The sequence below is a fragment of the Pseudovibrio sp. W74 genome (assembly GCF_001623085.1).
Taxonomy (GTDB): Bacteria; Pseudomonadota; Alphaproteobacteria; order Rhizobiales; family Stappiaceae; genus Pseudovibrio.
Genome location: NZ_LMCJ01000007.1, coordinates 43062 through 60992 on the forward strand (window position 1 = coordinate 43062; position 17931 = coordinate 60992).

At 51.0% G+C, this 17931-nt stretch carries 17 protein-coding genes; 9 read left to right on the forward strand and 8 right to left on the reverse strand.

Annotated elements, in window-relative coordinates; genetic code table 11:
• The coding region (locus PsW74_RS28815; protein ID WP_193777950.1) for a hypothetical protein at positions 1-189 on the forward strand (189 nt) is incomplete at its 5' end.
• Positions 190-258: 69 nt separating this feature from the next.
• On the opposite strand, the gene PsW74_RS05970 is transcribed toward PsW74_RS28815, so the two are convergent.
• A complete protein-coding gene (locus PsW74_RS05970; protein ID WP_063286380.1) occupies positions 259-1188 on the reverse strand; it encodes a prolyl oligopeptidase family serine peptidase in 930 nt (309 codons plus the stop codon).
• A gap of 289 nt (positions 1189-1477) precedes the next feature.
• Between PsW74_RS05970 and PsW74_RS05975 the strand changes: the two genes are divergently transcribed.
• The 5 genes from PsW74_RS05975 (at position 1478) to PsW74_RS05995 (ending at position 8482) form a co-directional block, all read left to right on the forward strand.
• On the forward strand, positions 1478-1987 hold the full coding sequence (locus PsW74_RS05975; protein WP_063286381.1) for a DUF2867 domain-containing protein: 510 nt from the start codon (positions 1478-1480) through the stop codon (positions 1985-1987).
• A 344-nt stretch (positions 1988-2331) separates the two neighbouring features.
• Positions 2332-4389 (forward strand): methyl-accepting chemotaxis protein, encoded by a 2058-nt coding sequence (locus PsW74_RS05980; protein WP_063286382.1) that lies wholly within the window; start codon positions 2332-2334, stop codon positions 4387-4389.
• A 201-nt stretch (positions 4390-4590) separates the two neighbouring features.
• Positions 4591-6189 (forward strand): DUF4173 domain-containing protein, encoded by a 1599-nt coding sequence (locus tag PsW74_RS05985; protein ID WP_208987865.1) that lies wholly within the window; start codon positions 4591-4593, stop codon positions 6187-6189.
• A gap of 2 nt (positions 6190-6191) precedes the next feature.
• Entirely contained in the window at positions 6192-6893 is a 702-nt protein-coding gene (locus PsW74_RS05990; protein WP_063286383.1) for a response regulator transcription factor, read from the forward strand.
• The gene (locus tag PsW74_RS05995; RefSeq protein ID WP_063286384.1) at positions 6890-8482 is read left to right on the forward strand and encodes a HAMP domain-containing sensor histidine kinase; all 1593 of its coding nucleotides are present in this window, start codon (positions 6890-6892) and stop codon (positions 8480-8482) included. The genes PsW74_RS05990 and PsW74_RS05995 overlap by 4 nt, the downstream gene beginning before the upstream one ends.
• A 407-nt stretch (positions 8483-8889) precedes the next feature.
• Here PsW74_RS05995 and rsgA read toward each other — a convergent pair whose 3' ends face one another.
• The 5 genes from rsgA to secB form a co-directional block, all read right to left on the reverse strand.
• Entirely contained in the window at positions 8890-9930 is a 1041-nt protein-coding gene (gene rsgA / locus PsW74_RS06000; protein ID WP_063286385.1) for a ribosome small subunit-dependent GTPase A, read from the reverse strand.
• Between the two features lie 318 nt (positions 9931-10248).
• Entirely contained in the window at positions 10249-11049 is an 801-nt protein-coding gene (locus PsW74_RS06005) for a protein-L-isoaspartate O-methyltransferase (RefSeq protein WP_063286386.1), read from the reverse strand.
• A 402-nt stretch (positions 11050-11451) separates the two neighbouring features.
• Positions 11452-11877: a hypothetical protein gene (locus PsW74_RS06010; protein ID WP_063286387.1), complete on the reverse strand. Its 426-nt coding sequence runs from the start codon at positions 11875-11877 to the stop codon at positions 11452-11454.
• Between the two features lie 42 nt (positions 11878-11919).
• Positions 11920-12369, reverse strand: coding sequence for a hypothetical protein (locus PsW74_RS06015; protein ID WP_063286388.1), 450 nt, complete (start codon positions 12367-12369; stop codon positions 11920-11922).
• A gap of 164 nt (positions 12370-12533) precedes the next feature.
• Positions 12534-13043, reverse strand: a complete 510-nt coding sequence (gene secB / locus PsW74_RS06020; protein ID WP_063286389.1) for a protein-export chaperone SecB — start codon at positions 13041-13043, stop codon at positions 12534-12536.
• A gap of 231 nt (positions 13044-13274) precedes the next feature.
• On the opposite strand from secB, the gene PsW74_RS06025 reads away from it, so the two are divergent.
• Together PsW74_RS06025 and PsW74_RS06030 are read left to right on the forward strand one after the other, a co-directional pair.
• Entirely contained in the window at positions 13275-14630 is a 1356-nt protein-coding gene (locus PsW74_RS06025) for an ActS/PrrB/RegB family redox-sensitive histidine kinase (protein WP_063286390.1), read from the forward strand.
• Between the two features lie 131 nt (positions 14631-14761).
• The gene (locus PsW74_RS06030; protein ID WP_057463014.1) at positions 14762-15307 is read left to right on the forward strand and encodes an ActR/PrrA/RegA family redox response regulator transcription factor; all 546 of its coding nucleotides are present in this window, start codon (positions 14762-14764) and stop codon (positions 15305-15307) included.
• Between the two features lie 87 nt (positions 15308-15394).
• Here PsW74_RS06030 and PsW74_RS06035 read toward each other — a convergent pair whose 3' ends face one another.
• The gene (locus tag PsW74_RS06035) at positions 15395-16033 is read right to left on the reverse strand and encodes a septation protein A (protein ID WP_063286391.1); all 639 of its coding nucleotides are present in this window, start codon (positions 16031-16033) and stop codon (positions 15395-15397) included.
• A 370-nt stretch (positions 16034-16403) separates the two neighbouring features.
• Here PsW74_RS06035 and PsW74_RS06040 point away from each other — a divergent pair, with 370 nt between their 5' ends.
• Complete coding sequence (locus PsW74_RS06040) at positions 16404-16871, forward strand: DUF1499 domain-containing protein (RefSeq protein ID WP_063286392.1); 468 nt, start codon at positions 16404-16406, stop codon at positions 16869-16871.
• A 175-nt stretch (positions 16872-17046) separates the two neighbouring features.
• On the opposite strand, the gene PsW74_RS06045 is transcribed toward PsW74_RS06040, so the two are convergent.
• Positions 17047-17754, reverse strand: coding sequence for a class I SAM-dependent methyltransferase (locus tag PsW74_RS06045; protein ID WP_057463012.1), 708 nt, complete (start codon positions 17752-17754; stop codon positions 17047-17049).
• Positions 17755-17931: the final 177 nt, after the last annotated feature.

Here is a 17931-nt window from a genome sequence, read left to right on the forward strand (position 1 = left end):
TCCTGCATCGCTCTTGAAGAGCTTGATGCCACAGAACTCAAACTGTTCCTCGCAGAATTTAAAGAAGTTGTCCGTGCGTGGAAGCCAAAGTTCACCCCTGCCTCCCAACGTCAGTGCGAGCGCAAAATGAAGCGCGATGGTATATGTCACTCGCAGGATAGCGCCAAGGCAAAGTTGGAACTGCATTAGTCAGCACCCCAAGCTGACAATCCATCCCCCACCAAAAAAGAAAAGGGCAGAAAACTGCCCTTCGATGGATCAATCCAGCTGCGCCAACCATCCCTCAATGTCGGTGATGACCTGCTCGACCATGCTTTCCCCTCCAGCCCCTTCAAAGGAGTGGGTCATGTCTGGGTAGGATTTGTAAGTAATATTGGTCTTACTCAACTCCGTGAGTTTCGTAATCTGTTGATCAACAGCTTCAGGTGAAACGCTTTGGTCTTGCCCACCTTGCACAATCAATAAAGGGTTCTCAACCTGAGCCAGAATCTCTAACTGATCTAGTTTCAGCATAGCGTTCCACCAGCTATAGCCGTGCCCGCTCATGTTGACGTCAAACGGTTTGCTTGTGGTGATCTGCTGCGCAAAGCCTTTGAACCCAGCAGAGGCTTCTTTAAACGCCTCATTAGGCATGCCGCTGGACTTCATGTTGTGCAGGATATCATCAATAAAGTGACGCCCTCCACCATTCAGAGCAACACTGGCCGTCACAAAATCAGTTTTTGCAGCAATCATATTGGCAACCACAGCACCTTCACTGCCGCCCAACAGAAACACCCGCTCGTAAATCCCGCCTTCTTTCAGCTGATTGATAGCCTTGATGTAATCTGCTGTTCGGCGTTCCGGTGAATCATTCTCGATGTAATCCGCTGGGCAATCTGGCCGTTCATCATTACGATCCCAGGAAAGATCCGAAGTGATGCCGTATTTTTCAACAGTCAACACATCCGCTTCTGGCAGCACCTGCGAGAATTCCTCATTGATCAGAGTATTGTGAGCAACGCTGTTGCAGTCAGAGCCTTGAATGAGAACAAGGAGGTCGGTCGCATCCTTCGGGCTTTGGGATTTCAGATAGATTGTGATCTCACTGCCGTCTTCACGCACAAGATAAAGGCCTGATGCAAAAGCGGCCTGAGCAGTGAAGAGAACGGAACACCCAATAGCAACACGAAGCAAACTAGATTGCATAAATTCCCCCATGAGCATACCCAGCAAGCGCACAGAGCCATACAGAAAAGCCTGTCTTGCTGTACCTCATACTCAACGTGATCTGCCCGTAATATAAAAATAGAAACACCGAACTGGTGCAAGGAAAAGTGTGCTGCAATCATAAGGCGAGAGTGTGGCACCTAAGATATATAATTATAGTTTCAGGCAAGCTGCGTAACAGGATCTAATCCGTTGTCTATAAAAGTACTTTAGATTATTCTAAAGAGATGGTCACATTAGTCATGGCTGCATTGAAGGAGCATCAGAAATGCCGGAAATCTCATCCCTCCCGGTCCCTCAATTGGTTGCTCCACGCGAAGAGCTTAACTTCTATCACGTCAATTCTTTGAAGATAAGCGCACAGCCAACCGCATTTGAAGTCTACCGTGCGTTGTTCAGCAAACGCTCCGCTTGGCTCAGCGCTGCGTTTTGGGTGAGAGACCAAATCTCCGCATTAGCGGGCGTCACAAAGATAAAAGGATTTGGAGACAAACGTACAGCCACTCCGCCTGCTGCGGGAGAATATCTCGACTTCTTTTTGGTGGAACATATCGAGGATCGCGAGTTAGTGCTTACCTCAAGAGACAAGCACCTCTCAGTCATGACCACCCTTAGTGTCGATGCCGCTAATGAAGGGACGCTGGTCCGCATCACGTCCTCAGTCATCACCCACAACTGGTTCGGCAACCTCTACATGCTGCCCGTTGGTCCGGCCCACAAGTTCATTTCCTGGCGCATGCTACGTAACGTAAGTCGTGCATTTTGCTCAGCTAAGTAAAACTCTTAATCAGAATGTATTAGTTTACTGAATGAGGCGTTTTATTTCGAATCTCTGCTCTGATTCAAGTTTGTCTGCGAATAATTGTTGACCTGATTAATCAGTTTACTGATGTCTCTAATGTTTGTTTTTAAAGAATATACGAAATAACTAATGTTTTTTATCTGAATAACAAAAGGACTTCATTTCCAGAAAAAGAACTTCTGAACAAGGCTCTATCAAAAGTGCAGCTTTCACACGATCCCAAATGCTACTCGCATGCATGAAATCGGCCCTGTATCGTTAACTGGTCGTAAATAAACAAGGGCAAATGCTTAGCTAGATTTCAGCGGACCCATATTATCATGTTTGCATATTTAGCTAAGCTCAGAATTGTTCATACCATTACACTGCTCTCAATTATTCCAAGTATTGCAGCTCTCGTTTTTCTCTATCAGCTCATCAAGGTGGATACCGAGGACGAGCAGAAGCTGGCAGCACTGTCTCAGCTCACGCGCCTGTCGGTCAAAATCGGCAGTCTGGTGCATGAGCAGCAAAAGGAGCGTGGAGCCACCGCCTTGTTCCTCGCCAGCAAAGGCCAGCAGTTTGCGGTTGACCTGAAAGAGCAACGCCGGGCAACCGATACAGCGCGCATCGACTACCTGCAGTTTCTAAATGGCTTTGACCTGACCATCTATCAGTCAGAATTTGCAGCAGGCCTGGAAGGCATCAACGCGCAACTGCAAAAGACACCAGCCATGCGTTCTAAAGTAGATGACCTCAACGTGCAGATTGGAGAGGCTGTCAGTTTCTACACCCAACTAAACTCCGAGAAGTTGGATATCATCGGTTCCATGAGCGAGCTCAGCCCCAACGCGGAAATTGTAGATCGAATTGTGAGTTATCATGCCTTCCTTCTGGCAAAGGAGCGGGCAGGGTTGGAGCGGGCGGTTGGTGCTGCTGGCTTTGCAAGCAACGCGTTCCCACCTGCAGCTATGAAGAAGTTTCAAAAGCTGATCGTGGAACAAGAGGCTTTTACCCATATCTTCCAGACCTATGCCACACGTGAAATCTTTGCAGACTTCACAAAGGTGCAGGAAGGGGCCGCCAACACGAAGCTGAACACCTACCGCAGCATCGCGCTGGATGGTGCAAACTCCACAACTGGCCTGAAAGCAATAAGCGGTCCGGAGTGGTTTGAAACAGCTTCCCAGAAGATCAATCAGCTCAAGACACTGGAAAACACCATCGCCGCAAGCCTGATCACAGATACGGAGCATCTTCAGGCCAATGCCAACGGACGCCTGACACTTCACATGAGTATAGCAGCAGCTGCCTTCCTACTGGTGTTCCTGATGTCTTTCATCCTTATCAAATCCATCCAGCGCTCCTTCGCAGGTATCATTGAAGCCATGGAGCAACTTGCGAGTGGCAATCTGAACATCAAACTGCCGGAGTCTGCTAAAAACGAAGTGGGCCAGATGATCAAGGCGGTATCCGTATTCCAGGAAAATATGATCCTGGCGCGTGATCTGAAGCACGAGCAAGACACTCAGCACGTAGCCCAGCTTGAGCGTGGCGAGTTTCTGGAAGGGCGTATCGCTGATTTTGAGCAGGCTGTCTCATACGTGCTGGAGACCATGGGCCGCAACTCGCAGACCATGCAGCTCTCCTCTCAGGAAATGTCGAATATCTCCGAGCTCACAAGCTCTCAATCCAAAGCTGTGGCTTCCGCAGCTGAAGAAGCATCCCGCAGCGTCCAGTCCGTCGCCTCAGCAACGGAGGAACTCGACAGTTCTGTCGCCGAAATCGGTAACCAGATGCACCATTGCCGAAAAGCGGCCTCAGAGGCCGTGGAGCAAGTACACAGCGCCAACTCCGATGCAGCAGAACTGCGCAAGGCTGCGCAAAGTGTGGGGGATGTGGTCAGCATCATCACAGATATTGCCGAGCAAACCAATCTGCTTGCGCTCAACGCCACAATAGAGGCCGCGCGGGCAGGGGTAGCAGGCAAAGGCTTTGCTGTGGTGGCAAGCGAGGTGAAGTCGCTGGCAGAGCAGACATCTCAGGCCACCGAGCAGATCCGCAACGAGATTGCAGATATCCAGAGCGCAACAGAGGGCTCTCTCACGGCAATGGAAGACATCGACAAGATCATTCGTGAGATCGACGAACGTGCCAGTGCTGTCTCCAGCGCAATCAGTGAGCAAAAGTTCGCCACGCAGGAAATTGCAACCAACGTCAGCGAAGTTGCAGGTGGAACGGCGGAGGTCACGGAAAACATCTCCAAGGTCAACGAGGCCGCCATCCAAACCGGCGTAACCTCCAAGCAAGTCCTCATCGCTTCCGAAGAACTCCGCACGGAAGCTGATCACCTCCGCACGGAAATCGACCAGTTCCTCGGCGACATAAAAGCGGCTTAGGGAGACTGAAACAACAAACCAAAGGCAGTTTGCACATCAGTGTAGGCTGCCTTTTCCGCTGCCCAACACATCATGAAAACCGCCTGCACAGAAACTGCACAAATCTGCACGCGATCTCATGTGTTTTGCCCAACTCCCTGCAATCGAGGCCTCTAGATCTCCCCCAACTTCATTCTTTCAAGTGATTTTGGGGCAAAATCAATGTTATCGACCTCTCGCAAACAACTGCCATGGATGCCTGTCCTTGGCATTCAGGCGCGTCTTATCCTCGGCCTGGGGCTCTGCCTGCTCGCAGATTTCCTGTTCTTTGGCCACCGCGCAGAAATCGGCTTCAGCATCTTCATCGTGGCCGTTGCCTTTGCAATCATGCTGGCAGGTGCGGGCAGGGTAAGTGCTCACCGTGCATGGATCGCAGGACTGACAGTGATGGCTGGCGTTGCTCCAAGCGTGCTCCAGTGGGATTTCCTCAGCGGCCTTATTGCGATCCTATCATTAGCCATAAGCGCACTGATCATGAACTTGCGCATAAACGCCTTCGACCTGAAGTTACTAAGAGTTCTGCTCGTTTTCCTGCGCCGCTGGCCGCTGGGCTTTGTAAAGGACATGATCACCCTAAGTCGCGTGAAGCGTCGCAAGCGGCCATTTTCCAACTACGCAAAACTGGCGTTCGCCTGGTTCTTGCCGCTAACGCTGTTCCCGGTCTTCCTCTACCTGTTCAGCTCATCAAACCCGGTCATTGAGCAGTGGTTGCTCAACATCAATCCTGGAAAGTTCTTCGAAAAACTGAACATGGCACGCATCGTGTTCTGGTCCATTGCTTTTGCTCTGGTCTGGCCGTTTCTGCGGGTCAAGTTCAGAAAAAAGCTGAAGAAAGAGAAAACTACTGTACCGAGTGTCAAAACACCGGAGCAGGAAGTCGTCCAGGCCTATCAATCAGTGATGGATGATCTCTTTGGCTACAAGGCAGTGGTTCGCTCACTGGTCCTTTTCAACGGTCTCTTCGCCCTGCAAACGGTGTTGGATGCTGTCTACCTGTGGGGTTCTCAAGAACTTCCTGCAGGAACCACATACGCCGATTACGCACACTCAGGCGTTTATACGCTCATCATCGCCGCTCTGCTTGCTGCAATTTTCGTGTTGTTTGCCAGCCGTTCAGGGGCTGCGACCGCAAAATCCAAGCTCGTGCAGGTACTGCTGCTGGCATGGACAGTTCAAACCACTCTGCTTGTGGTCTCCTGTCTTGCTCGCCTCGGCAATTACGTCAGCGAGTATTCAATGACTTACCTGCGCTTTTACGCGTTGATCTGGGTGATGCTGGTGCTTATCGGGGTGCTTAGCATTGTTGTGAAGCTCGCGCTGAAGCGTAACAACAGCTGGCTTGTTCGGGTGAACATGCTTGTGGTCGCGGTGATCCTGTATTCCCTCAGCCTCACAAACACTGCCGCTTTGATCGCAAACTACAATGTGACCTACGCCGAGGGCACCAAGTTTGACCATTGGTATCTGATCAAGCTTGGTCCGCAGGCAATCCCCGCAATTGATGCTAAGATCAGAAGCGAGTTGGACCGCGAAAGTGAAGGCAAAAGTAAGTATCTGATAAAGTTGCAGTCCTCCCGGCGTTATATGGCTCTCCACGTGCGGCTCGACGCAAGAGACTGGCGCCTTTGGAGCCTTAGAAATCAGTTGCTGCTCGATTATCTGCAAGAGAATGAGGTCCCGGTCGAATTGCAAACCCCAACCAAGTTGCAAACCGAACCGAGCGACAGTAAAACTCGATATCGTGATGATCCGGGCCTCTGATAATGCAAAATATTCTCGTAGTTGATGATGACGCTCATATTCGCGACGTCATCACCTTCGCAATCGAAAAAGCCAATTACAAAGCAAGTGTTGCTCAAGATGGGTTCGAAGCTGTCGCCCGTTTCAGGAACGAGCCGGTAGATCTGATCGTCCTCGATATCGGCATGCCTGAAATGGATGGCTTTGAGGTTTGTCGGGAAATCCGCAAGCACTCAGAAGTACCAATCCTGTTCCTGTCAGCGCGCGATGAAGAAATTGACCGGATCCTCGGTTTGGAGATGGGCGGTGATGACTACGTCACCAAGCCATTCAGCCCTCGGGAGCTTGTCGCGCGTATTGGCGCAATTCTGAAGAGAACGAAAGGCCCTAAGCTCGCAGAACCGGCAAGCTCTGCTCAACGAGAAGCCGGAGGCGTGCAACTGGATGCCGCGTACCGATCTGTGACGTATCGCGGGCAACCTGTGGAGCTGACATCTATCGAGTTTGAGATCCTGAAACTGTTTCTCGACCGTCCAAGAATGACGTTTTCGCGCGACAAAATTATAGATCTCGCATACCCGCCGAATATCCATGTCTCCGACCGCACCATCGACAGCCACATCCGCAATCTGCGCTCGAAGCTGACAAATGCAGGGGCTCCCAACCTCATCGAAACCGTTCATGCCGTCGGGTTTCGGTTAGCAGCCATGTCTGCTGCAACATGAAGGCTGCCACAACCCGCAAAAAGTGGCGCCCGACCCTGAGCATGGTTGTCATTGCTGTGTTGCTAAGCGTGCTTCTGCTGCCATTCGCCATCATCCTGTTCTTCCGCATCTTTGAGCACCAGATTTTCCAGCAAACAGAAAATGCACTGATCGCCCAAAGCGCTGTCCTGTCTGCAGTCATGTCACGCATGGTCGCAGAGCAAGAGGAGATAGAGTTCGGTGAGTTTGCAGCCGTTGAACAAACCATCTCCATTGAAAATGGCCCCTACAAACCCATCACCCCCCGCACCTATCTGTTTTCTGCAAAAACATACCCACGCCGGGCAAAAGCGCGTCCTTCAGGTGATTCATCGAGCGACATTATGCAAGAGATCGGGAGCCGCTTGTCTCCCTTGCTCGTAGAAACTCAAAAGGTCACTTTGGCCGGTTTCCGGGTGCTGGACCACAAAGGAAATGTCATCGCTGGGCGCAGCGAACTGGGGCTCTCTCTAAGCCACATTGAAGAGGTTCAGGCAGCTCTTTCGGGTGAATACAAGAGCGTTTTACGAGAACGCATTTCAGATGAACCCGCTCCAGCTTTCTCATCCTTAAGCCGCGGAACGGCAACGCGTATTTTCTCCGCAATGCCAGTCATCTTGCACAACAAGGTTGTCGGCGTGATTTATGCGTCCAGAACCCCAAGCAACACAATGCGACAGCTCTTCAAGCAATGGGAAATTGTTGCCATAGCAAGCGCATTCACATTGCTGGTGACAGCGCTGATTGGCTTTGTCTTTCTGCGGGTAATCACGAAGCCAATCCATGAGCTCATAGAGCGCACGCAGCGAATCAGTACGGGTGATGCAAACGCAATCGCCCCGCTCAAACACAACGGCACACGTGAGTTTGCATCGCTGGCAGATAGCTTTCTGTCTATGGCGCGCAAGATATCCGAGAGAGCAGATTACATCTCAACATTTGCCTCACACGCCGCGCATGAACTGAAGTCTCCGATCACAGCAACCAAGGGCGCGGTAGAGCTGCTCATGGAGTCTGGTGAGGACATGTCGAAGGAACAGCGAAACCGCTTTCTTAATAATATACTCAAAGACTCCGACAGGGTAACAGCTCTGCTGGATCGCTTGCGTCATCTGGCGCGTGCAGATAACCCGAAATCAACGGGCCAGCTGGATCTGGAAAACCTGCTCGACCACCTTCAAAATCAATACGCTAGTCTTGAAGTGAACTGTAAGAGCCAATCTTCGGTCCAAGTGCCGATCACGCTTGAAAATGCAGAAATCATCTTCTTCAACCTGGTGGACAATGCGATCAACCACGCGGCCACAAAAGTTACTATCCAAATCGAAGAAACGCCGACAACACTGCGATTCTACATTTGCGACAATGGAAGCGGTATTTCTGAGGGGAATGCAGGGAAAATTTTTGACCTGTTCTTCACAACCCGCCGCTCAGAAGGTGGGACCGGAATGGGCCTTGGCATCGTGCAATCTATGGTGAAGTCTCACTACGGCTCTCTCACCTTTTTGGCGGATCGTGCAGAAACAACCTTCTGTGTTGAGCTGCCCAAAGTCCTGCCACAGGACGCATAATCCCGAATCTGTGTGTGGCTTCCCCCTGCTTCGCGGGGAGCGTCTAGCCTAAAAAAAATTCTTGCGCTGTTCTTTATAGGACAGCTTGTTTCATGGATCCGCGCGACACTCATCTAAAGCAGCTGCAAAAACAAGGCTGCCACACCGAATACGGTATTGCAGCACTGCATTCGGTTAAAAATAGGTGAGCGTCACCACTTCGGTCAGACAGCAAATTTACCGAGTGGATAAGCCTCCCGAGGTCTTTGAAGTTGCCTCAACACAACAACACTTCAAAGACATCTGGCCGACCTGCGGAAACTGCCAAATTCGTGGGTCGGCTCCCCCTTGGATATGCTGAAAATCGCAGGAAACCGCCCTTATGCACTCCCGCAAACTAGCATTCACGGGAGCGCATTGTATGAGTATCAGGCGTCACCTTTCATGTGTCGGTTACCGCTTTGCACGCGTTTGATCATTTTTGAGAAGTTTTTTGAACGGGACCGGGACTGCGCAACAGTCTCACTGTTGTATTGCTCTTCCCGCACCAGCTTCTGCCAGCGTTTCAACCGGGCAGCATCCAGCTCACCCGACTCAATCGCAGCCTGGATGGCACACCCAGGCTCTGCATCATGGCTGCAATCACCAAACCGGCAGTCCTCAGCAAGATCAACCAGATCCTGAAACACCGCCGAAACGCCTTCGGAAACCTCATAGAGCCTCAAGGCACGCATACCCGGCGTGTCCATAAGCCAGCGTCCTTCACCAATCGGGTAAAGGCAGCGTGCGGTCGTTGTATGCCGGCCTTTGGCATCATCTTCACGAATGCCAGAGGTTTTGGCGGAAGATCCGCTCAAGCTGTTGAGAATAGTAGACTTACCAACACCAGACGACCCGACCAAGGCTGCTGTTTGTCCGGCTTTCCACCAGTCAAAGAGCGGCGTGATTTGAGAGGCATCGCGGGTATCCAGCGCGATGACCGGCAACAAAGGATCAATCTTTTGCACCTGCACTTCAAAGTCCCGCGTGTCCTCCACCAAATCGGCTTTGGTCAACAGCACAACAGGTTGAATGCCAGCTTGCTGGGCAACAGCCAGATATCGCTCAAGGCGCGCAATGTTGAAGTCTTTGTTGCAGGAGGTGGTTATGAACAGCACATCCAGATTAGCCGCAATCAGCTGCGTGCGTGCATCTTCGCCTGCGGCCCGTCGTTCCACGACAGTAAGGCGGTCAAGAACACGCGTAACCTGAAACTGAGAATCATAGATCACCCAGTCACCAACGGCATAAGAGCCAGTAGAACCATGGCCTGGGACGCTCAAAGAAAACTCTCCCTCACTGCTGATGGCGACCATCTGGTTCCTATGAACCTGAATAATGCGCGCAACAGAAAGGGATTGCAGCTCGTCATAGCGAAGCTGCATCATAAAATGAGCCGACCAACCCAGCTCAATCAATTTATGGGACATTTATCTGCCTGAAATAGAACAGCACCATAGGGTCGCCGTAGCTATCGCATACGGACCCCAAAGTGGGTCAGGCAGGTAAGGCGTGTTGCCTATTTAAACGAACCTGCCTGAGGCACCTTTATTACAATCATCAAACACCTCCTTTGGTTACGTTTCGGGCATCACACTCTTGTGCAACATCTATGAGCTTATAGAGCTACCGGGTGTTTGGCAAGCAGGATTCCCGTGCGGCATAATGGCTAAAGCGCGTTGTGTCTGATTGGCTTCAGTCAAACTACAAGAAGTCGCTGTACTAAAGATTTTGGAGCGCGATGTGTTCTAAGAATTCGACCTGGCTTCGAGTGCCAGATGGATCATTTTCGCAACGTCCAGCACGTCATCATTCAGCGCTTGCTCAACCAAGTTGATGTCCACCGTCATGTCATAAAGCTCGCCAAAATCGTCTGTAAACGGACTGTTCTTGTATGTGTGGCTGACAACAAATGCACACGGGGAGCTGACCTTCAGCTCGCACGCCTTCTTTTTCTTCTTCAAGCTGATAAAGAAGCCATGCCCCCAGTCATTGGTAAAGGGAAACACGATTTGCCCCCGCAGCTTGGTATTGAGATAAAGCTGGGCCGGGATCGTTGTTGTGCCATAGCAAAGGTAGACCCGGTCTAACGGCGCGCCTTTGTAATCTGCATGAACGTTCGCAATGGACGCCAGATTCTCACGACACGGATCATGCAGTTTGTCATGCGGTTCATCGAAGTAGACAACGCCTTCAGCGCCAACCACATGAGCAATGATGGCAGTGAAATAACCAAGGCCAGAACCTGACTCAAAAACTGCCATACCCGGCTTGAGGTCTGACCAGTTGAAGATCTGCGCCCATAAAGACGGCTGACCAGTATTGATATTGGCCTCGTGCACAAGCTCTACCAGCATGTCCTGATAAAGGTCCTCTGGATCCTCCAGAACCGCCCTGCGGCCATATCCCTGCGTTGTGATAGCGACACGCCAAGGAGGAGGAAAGAGGAAATCTTCTTTGCGAACAGTGGCAAACGCATCCATCAGCAATGCGCGGTTCCCACCGCGCAAATTGTAACAAACTTCTTGCGCGTATGCGTTTTCAGACATCGCAGAAAAACCGCCGCCTCAAGAGAAGAGAGAAAGTATGACCCATGCGGCCGGATTCAATCAAACCGCATCGGTCTACTCAAATCAAATATTAGAGCGCAGCACGTGAGTGCCACAAACTCCAGGACAGACTAACTTTTCCCAAGAGCAATTGAAGACCAGTTGAAATAAGGGTCCAAACTTTAACGGAGCCCTATTGCGCGGAGCTGGTCCCAAGGCTTGCAAGCTTCTTCGCAGAGGGAGCCCGCCAAAGAGGTCAGTCAGGAGAAAATCTCGCGCGACATGATACCTCATACAGTGTTTCCGATAGAAGTTAGCGCCTTTGGTTTGAATATCAGGCTCGTGCAACCGACAGAATGCTCCGTATTTTGCATAGTGCTAACTCAGGTGCAATGTGAAGTTTTAGCCAGGCATTTCATAGCTGTAAGAAGCGCAGAAATTGGATTGGCTTTCCATCCCTTCTACCGTCATAGGCGGCATATCTCCGTCAAAAACATCGATTGCCAGCATGTTCTTGCTTGGGTAGCTGAGAACGAGGTAGCCATCTGTCGTGTCGGGCAAACAGAGATTGTTGTCACGGATCAGCATGAGCATATCAGCACCCGTAAAGCGGTAGAGATTGGGAACGTCGCTGGTTACAGGCTTAATACGCAGCACACTTCCTGTCGCCATAGTGATGGAGGTCATCCCTAAGACGATATCACCGGTAATACTCGTTGCGGTGGTGCTGGAGGCACCCCATTTTTTATCAGGAGCTTCGCCAGCATAAGCAAGCGGAATGGAAGCGAGAGACAAGCCCAAAAAGACAGAAGTCATCTTGATTTTCATTTGGAACCACCTTGATTGAACCAGTCAGGGCGTAGGTTGCCCCTACGATTTGTTGTAGGTAAATGAGCCACAGAAACCGGCTTGCTGATCAACGCTCTTGCCAGCTTCAGGCGGCACATCACCACCGAAGACATCAATCACGAGAAAATCTGGCTGCGATCGGTCGATGATCATGAAACCTTTATCGACGCCTTCCTCGCAGAAAAACTTGCCCTCAGGCAGATCGAGAGAAGTTGCACCAGAGAAGGAGAAGAGGTTGGGAGTATACCCTTCAACTCCTGTAATTGTCAGAATTCCCGACTTGCCCATCTCGATCGTCCCGGGAGCCAGAATAATATCTCCGGTGATTTGTTCAGCAGAAAAGCTGTAGGCGTGCCAGTCTTCCGGGCCGGCAATTTCCGGCTCGTCCTGAGCAAGGGAACCAACAGGTGTCATCATGAGGGCAACAATGCCCAGAGCACCAGCGATACTTCGAAGTTTTGGATGCCGCATCTTAAGTCTCTTGAGGCCTCTATCCGTTTATCGCGGAGATCCTAGGCGGCGAACATAAATATCTTCCTAGATCGAAATGTCGAATTGCAGGCAAAATAAAAGCCACGCTGGGATCCAACGTGGCTTTGTCAAAGTACCGACGGTGTGCCGGAAACTTAAAATTCTTAGTTTGGCTTTGCTTCGCCGTTCTCGCCAGCAGGTACTGCTTGCTGAGCAGCAGCAGCCTGAGCGAGGTTCTGACGGTACAGAGCTGCAAAGTCGATTGGATCGAGCAGCAAAGGAGGGAAGCCGCCATTGCGTGTGGTGTCTGCAAGGATGTTGCGAGCAAACGGGAACAGCATGCGTGGGCACTCGATCAGGATGAACGGGTGCATATGCTCCTGAGGAACACCGGTGATCTGGAATACGCCACCGTAAACGAGTTCAACAGCAAACAGAACCTGCTCAGGAGTGTTCGCTTTTGCGTTCAAAGTAATAATAACTTCGAACTGGTCTTCGCCAATTGGGTTCGCACCAACATTCACGTTGATGTCCAGCTTAGGCTGTTCACCCGGCTGAAGAGACTTTGGAGAATTAGGGTTTTCAAAAGAAAGGTCTTTAATGTACTGAGCCAGGATGTTCATGCCTGGAGCAGCTTCTTCACCCTGTTCACCAGCAGTATTAGCTTCACTCATATCGTTTTTCCCGTGTCGCAATAATAATCACTGGTACAACAGACTGTCACTCTTAAGCGTTTGTTTGCCGTACCTGCGCAACTAAATGGTGGCTAGCATGCCCCAGAGGCGGATACAAGACTATGCTAACATTTCAGCGGCAAAACAAGATAGTTCTGCCACATAACCCATTGGCAAGTGGATCACCTGTGATTTATGAAGGGCCTCTGTGACATATTGGAGCAAGATTAAATGATAGGCACACCGGAAGGGCAGTCGCGACTGTTAGACCCGCAGATCAAGCTGGATACGCTTGTGCGTCTGCGTTGGTTGGCAGTGGCAGGACAAACTGTCTCTTTGCTTGTGGTGCACTATTTGCTCAACTTCCCGCTGCCCATTGGCTACAGCTACGTTCTGGTAGCTGCATCCGCCTGGCTCAATGTCATCCTGAAAATTCGCTGGCCTTCAAGCACGCGCATATCCAAAAATGCAGCCGCAGCTCAACTGGCCTACGATATCATTCAGCTCGGAGGCCTGTTCTACCTCACCGGTGGTCTGGGCAACCCGTTCTGTTTCCTCATTCTTGCACCCGTTGTCGTCTCAGCAACCGCGCTTTCTTCCCGCAACACCATCATTCTCGGTGCGCTGGCTGGGGCAGTCGTCACACTGCTCACCGCGTTTCACATGCCGCTGCCGTGGTATGATGGTACGCAGATCGATCTGCCACCGCTCTATCTTGTCGGCGTCTGGTTCTCGCTCATGTGCTCCATGTTCTTCATGGCAACATATTCTTTGCGGGTTGCTGAAGAGGCACGTCAGCTCTCCAACGCATTGGCAGCCAGTGACATGGTCCTGGCGCACCAGAAGCACCTGTCCGCGCTGGACGGCCTTGCAACGGCTGCTGCACATGAACTCGGCACACCGCTGGGCACGATCTATCTGACAGCCAAAGAGCTCTCTACTGAGTTTGAAGAGGGGAACCCGCTACGCGAAGATGCTGAGCTGGTTTATTCTCAAGCCGCACGCTGCCGTGAAATCCTGAAGAAGCTCACAAGCCTGTCCAGTGATGCCGATCAGGTATTCCAGCGCATGCCAATCTCGTTGTTGCTGGCAGATGTATCTGAGCCGCACAGAGGCCTCGGCATTGAAATCCAGATCAAGGTTGAAGGCGTTGGACCAGAGCCAGTCGGCGTCCGTGATGCTGCCATCAGCTATGGCCTCGGCAACCTGCTCGAAAATGCTGTAGATTTCGCAGAAACCACTGTTCTTTTTGAAGCAAAGTGGGACGAAAAGCACGTCGAGATCTTCATTCTGGATGACGGACCGGGCTTTGCGCCGGACGTACTTGCCAGAATGGGCGAGCCATATGTGTCCAAGCGCTCTGCACCAGCAATCTCAGAGGATGGTCTGGAAGAATTTGAGGATGAGGTTGAACGCCAGTCAGGTGGTGGCTTGGGCCTTGGCTTCTTCATTGCCAAAACATTGCTGGAGCGGTCTGGCGGAAGAGTGAATTTTCATAATCGAAAAGATCCCGACCGCGGCGCTCTGGTTCATATCCGCTGGCTACGTGAAACTATGGATCAGGGAGCGCAAACTCCAGAATCCTGAGAGTAAATCTCTACGTATCCTAGTAAAAATACTTTAGCGAAATCTGGCTATAAAAGCCCATGGGAACTTCCCTTAACTGAAAAATATACTAAAGTGTCCTGTGAATACCGTAGATTAATCGGACCTGCAAAATGACAGAACCAGAAGTTGCACCTCTTGGACGCCTTCTAATCGTCGATGATGATCGTGCTTTCCAGCAGCGCTTGGAACGTGCGATGCAGAAACGAGGGTTTCACACGGAAACCGCTGACGGCGTAAGAGAAGCGCTGAGTAAAGTTGCAGCACAGGCACCTGATTATGCTGTCGTAGACATGCGCCTCGAAGATGGCAGCGGTCTGGACGTGGTTGAAGCCATCCGCATGAAAAAGCCGGACGCGCGTGCAATCATCCTGACCGGCTATGGCAACATCGCAACTGCTGTAACAGCGGTAAAGCTTGGTGCCATTGACTATCTCGCAAAGCCTGCTGATGCCGATGATATTCTGGCAGCGCTGACCCGCCGTCCAAACGATAAAGCCCCACCACCAGACAATCCAATGTCTGCTGATCGGGTTCGTTGGGAGCATATCCAGCGTGTTTACGAACTGTGTGACCGCAACGTTTCAGAGACAGCCCGACGCCTGAACATGCACCGCAGAACGCTCCAGCGTATCCTGGCAAAGCGCGCACCGCGCTAATCCAGCGGCATTCATTGCTACAAAAACACAAAAGCGCGGCTCAAACCGCGCTTTAATTTTGTCTGTACTCGGGAAAGTGAGAGAGCTTTAGCTCTTCTCTTCGCTCTCTAAGCTGTGCTTCTGGATCAACGGAAGCTGCATCATGGTGAAGACCATGGTGATTGGCATGAAACCAAAGACCTTAAAGTCCACCCAGAAGTCCGTTGAGAAGTTGCGCCAGACAAACTCATTGATCAGCGCCAGCACAAAGAAGAACACACCCCAGCGCATAGTCAGCTTGCGCCAGCCTTCCGCATCCAGCTTAAAGGCGCTGTCAAACACATAGCCCAGCAGAGATTTACCGAAAAACAGCCCACCCAGCAAAATCGAACCGAACAGGGTGTTCACAATGGTCGGCTTGAGTTTGATGAACAGATCATCCTGCAAATACAGCGTCAGTGCGCCAAACACGAGCACTACAACACCAGACACCACCGGCATCACGGGCAGATGACGGGTGAGGATATAGGACACGGTGAGGGAGATGGTGATTGCCACCATAAAGGCAGCAGTTGCAATAAAGATCGGCTGACCAAGAGCACCCAATGCAGGAAACATCTCGGCAAGCTGTGCGCCTCTGGAGTTGGCGATGAAGAAAACGCCCAATGGACCGAGCTCAAGGGCCAGTTTCAAAAGTGGCGAAACGTCTTGGCGCTCAGTTGTCTGCGTAGAGCGTTCTGAATTCATCTGCAAAGGCTTCCTTTTGTTGCTTTTCTCCCGACCTGAGAGATTTAAGCAGCAATTTTGCTATTAAAAGGGCAATTAAGAGCGAAATTGCAAAATCGTCAAGTTTTATGGCACCAATATAGCCGTTTTGAGGGGCTACAGCCTTAATTATGCGTTCATCTTGCAGTGAAGAAGCGTGAACTACTTGGTTTGGAGTGGAAGTTAAATTTCAGACCTCACTCCTACCCCTCACGCAAACCTGTAAGAGATGCCAACAGATTGTGTCGCACTCTCAAACACTAGAAATTCATTTCGCCCGCAACCTCTGAATGAGTTATGCTTTGTGCAAGTGGGAAATTCGGGAACGATGATATTCAAAGGTCTTTCTAAAATGGCTGTTATTGCAATTCTTCTGGTCGCGCTTGTGGTTGGCGTCACTGCAAAACTTATTTGGCAAAACTCCAGAGTGCCGGATTATGTTGGCGTGCAAGATGGTCAGTTTGCGGCTCTGCCCAACTCCCCCAATGCCGTCTCTTCTCAAACAGAAGACACAGCCCGCCGTGTGGAGCCTTTGCCCATGCTCTCCTCCTTTGAGATCACACAGGCAGCTCTCACCAACACCTTGCAGGAGATGGGCAAGAACAAGATCAGCAAGGTGGAAGGATCATACCTCCACGCCGTCTTCACAAGCTCAAGCATGGGTTACAACGACGATGTGGAGCTCTGGATCGATGAAGAAGCAGGCGTCGTGCACTACCGCTCTCAATCCCGCGTTGGCTACAGCGATATGGGCGCCAACAAGGCTCGCTACGAGCGTTTCAGAAGCATTTATTCCACATTCACCGATGTTGAGAATTGACTCAGAGGCAACTAACACACCTGTGAGTTTCGCAGAGTCAATATCCCCTTGAAATGACTCATGAATCTACCCGACTTCATACAGCGCACTGACTCTGCGGGAGATAAACCGCAGAAACATTGAGACTCACAAAACTGTAAGTAGCCAGTGAGTCTGAAGCGGGCCAGGAGGCAGCCTACTTGCTGCAGTGGCTCTGGCATTTGAAAAAGATGAAGCTCGGGTTCTTCTGCAGCTTCTCATAGTGGATTGGAGATTTTTCCTTCATCTCGGCAGCTGGCATCCCTTCGCGCAGGTCCACAACACACATTCCGGCAGCTGAGAGCCACCCAAACAGCATGGAGAGTGGGCGGCGATAAAAACTCACCTTCACCGGCATACCAATGGTGTTCCATTCCTCCGTCACATGTTCCTGACGCAGATAACTACCGCTTGGAGAGCACTGTGCATCCACCAGCGGATGATGGGTTGAGAACACGAAGTAACCACCCGGCTTCAACACGTTCCCGATGTCTCTGAAAAGCTTGTTCAGGTCCTCGACGTAATGGATCATCAACGGACAGATCACGATATCAAACGTGCCTTCCAGTTTCTCCGGCAACCCATTAGACAGGTCAGAGGTGTAGCACTTTACGTTGTCGTCCAGCTTCTCTTTCACCAGCTTCAGCATCTGCTCGGATTCATCAATGCAGGTTACATCAGCTCCGTGATCATAGAGAAACTGCGCATACACGCCGGGGCCGCACCCAAGATCCAGCACCTTCAGCCCTTGCAGCGGTGGCAGCATGCCAAGCAGGGTGGGGCGCTCTAAAAGAGCGTTGTAGATGTTCTCCTGAATGGCCTCATCATACTGCTCGGCAAAATCGCTATACAACCGAGATGTCATTCACGTACTCCGCATCAAACACATGTTCCCGAACAAGACCTCTGATCAACGCCTAGGAATATGCGACAAAACCATAATTAAAAGCAGCCGAAACCAACCGGAATAAAAGTAAATACCTTTCAAAATCCGTGTTTCTGCCATGCTGCCAGATGGGCCTTGTATGAGTCTAACGCGAAA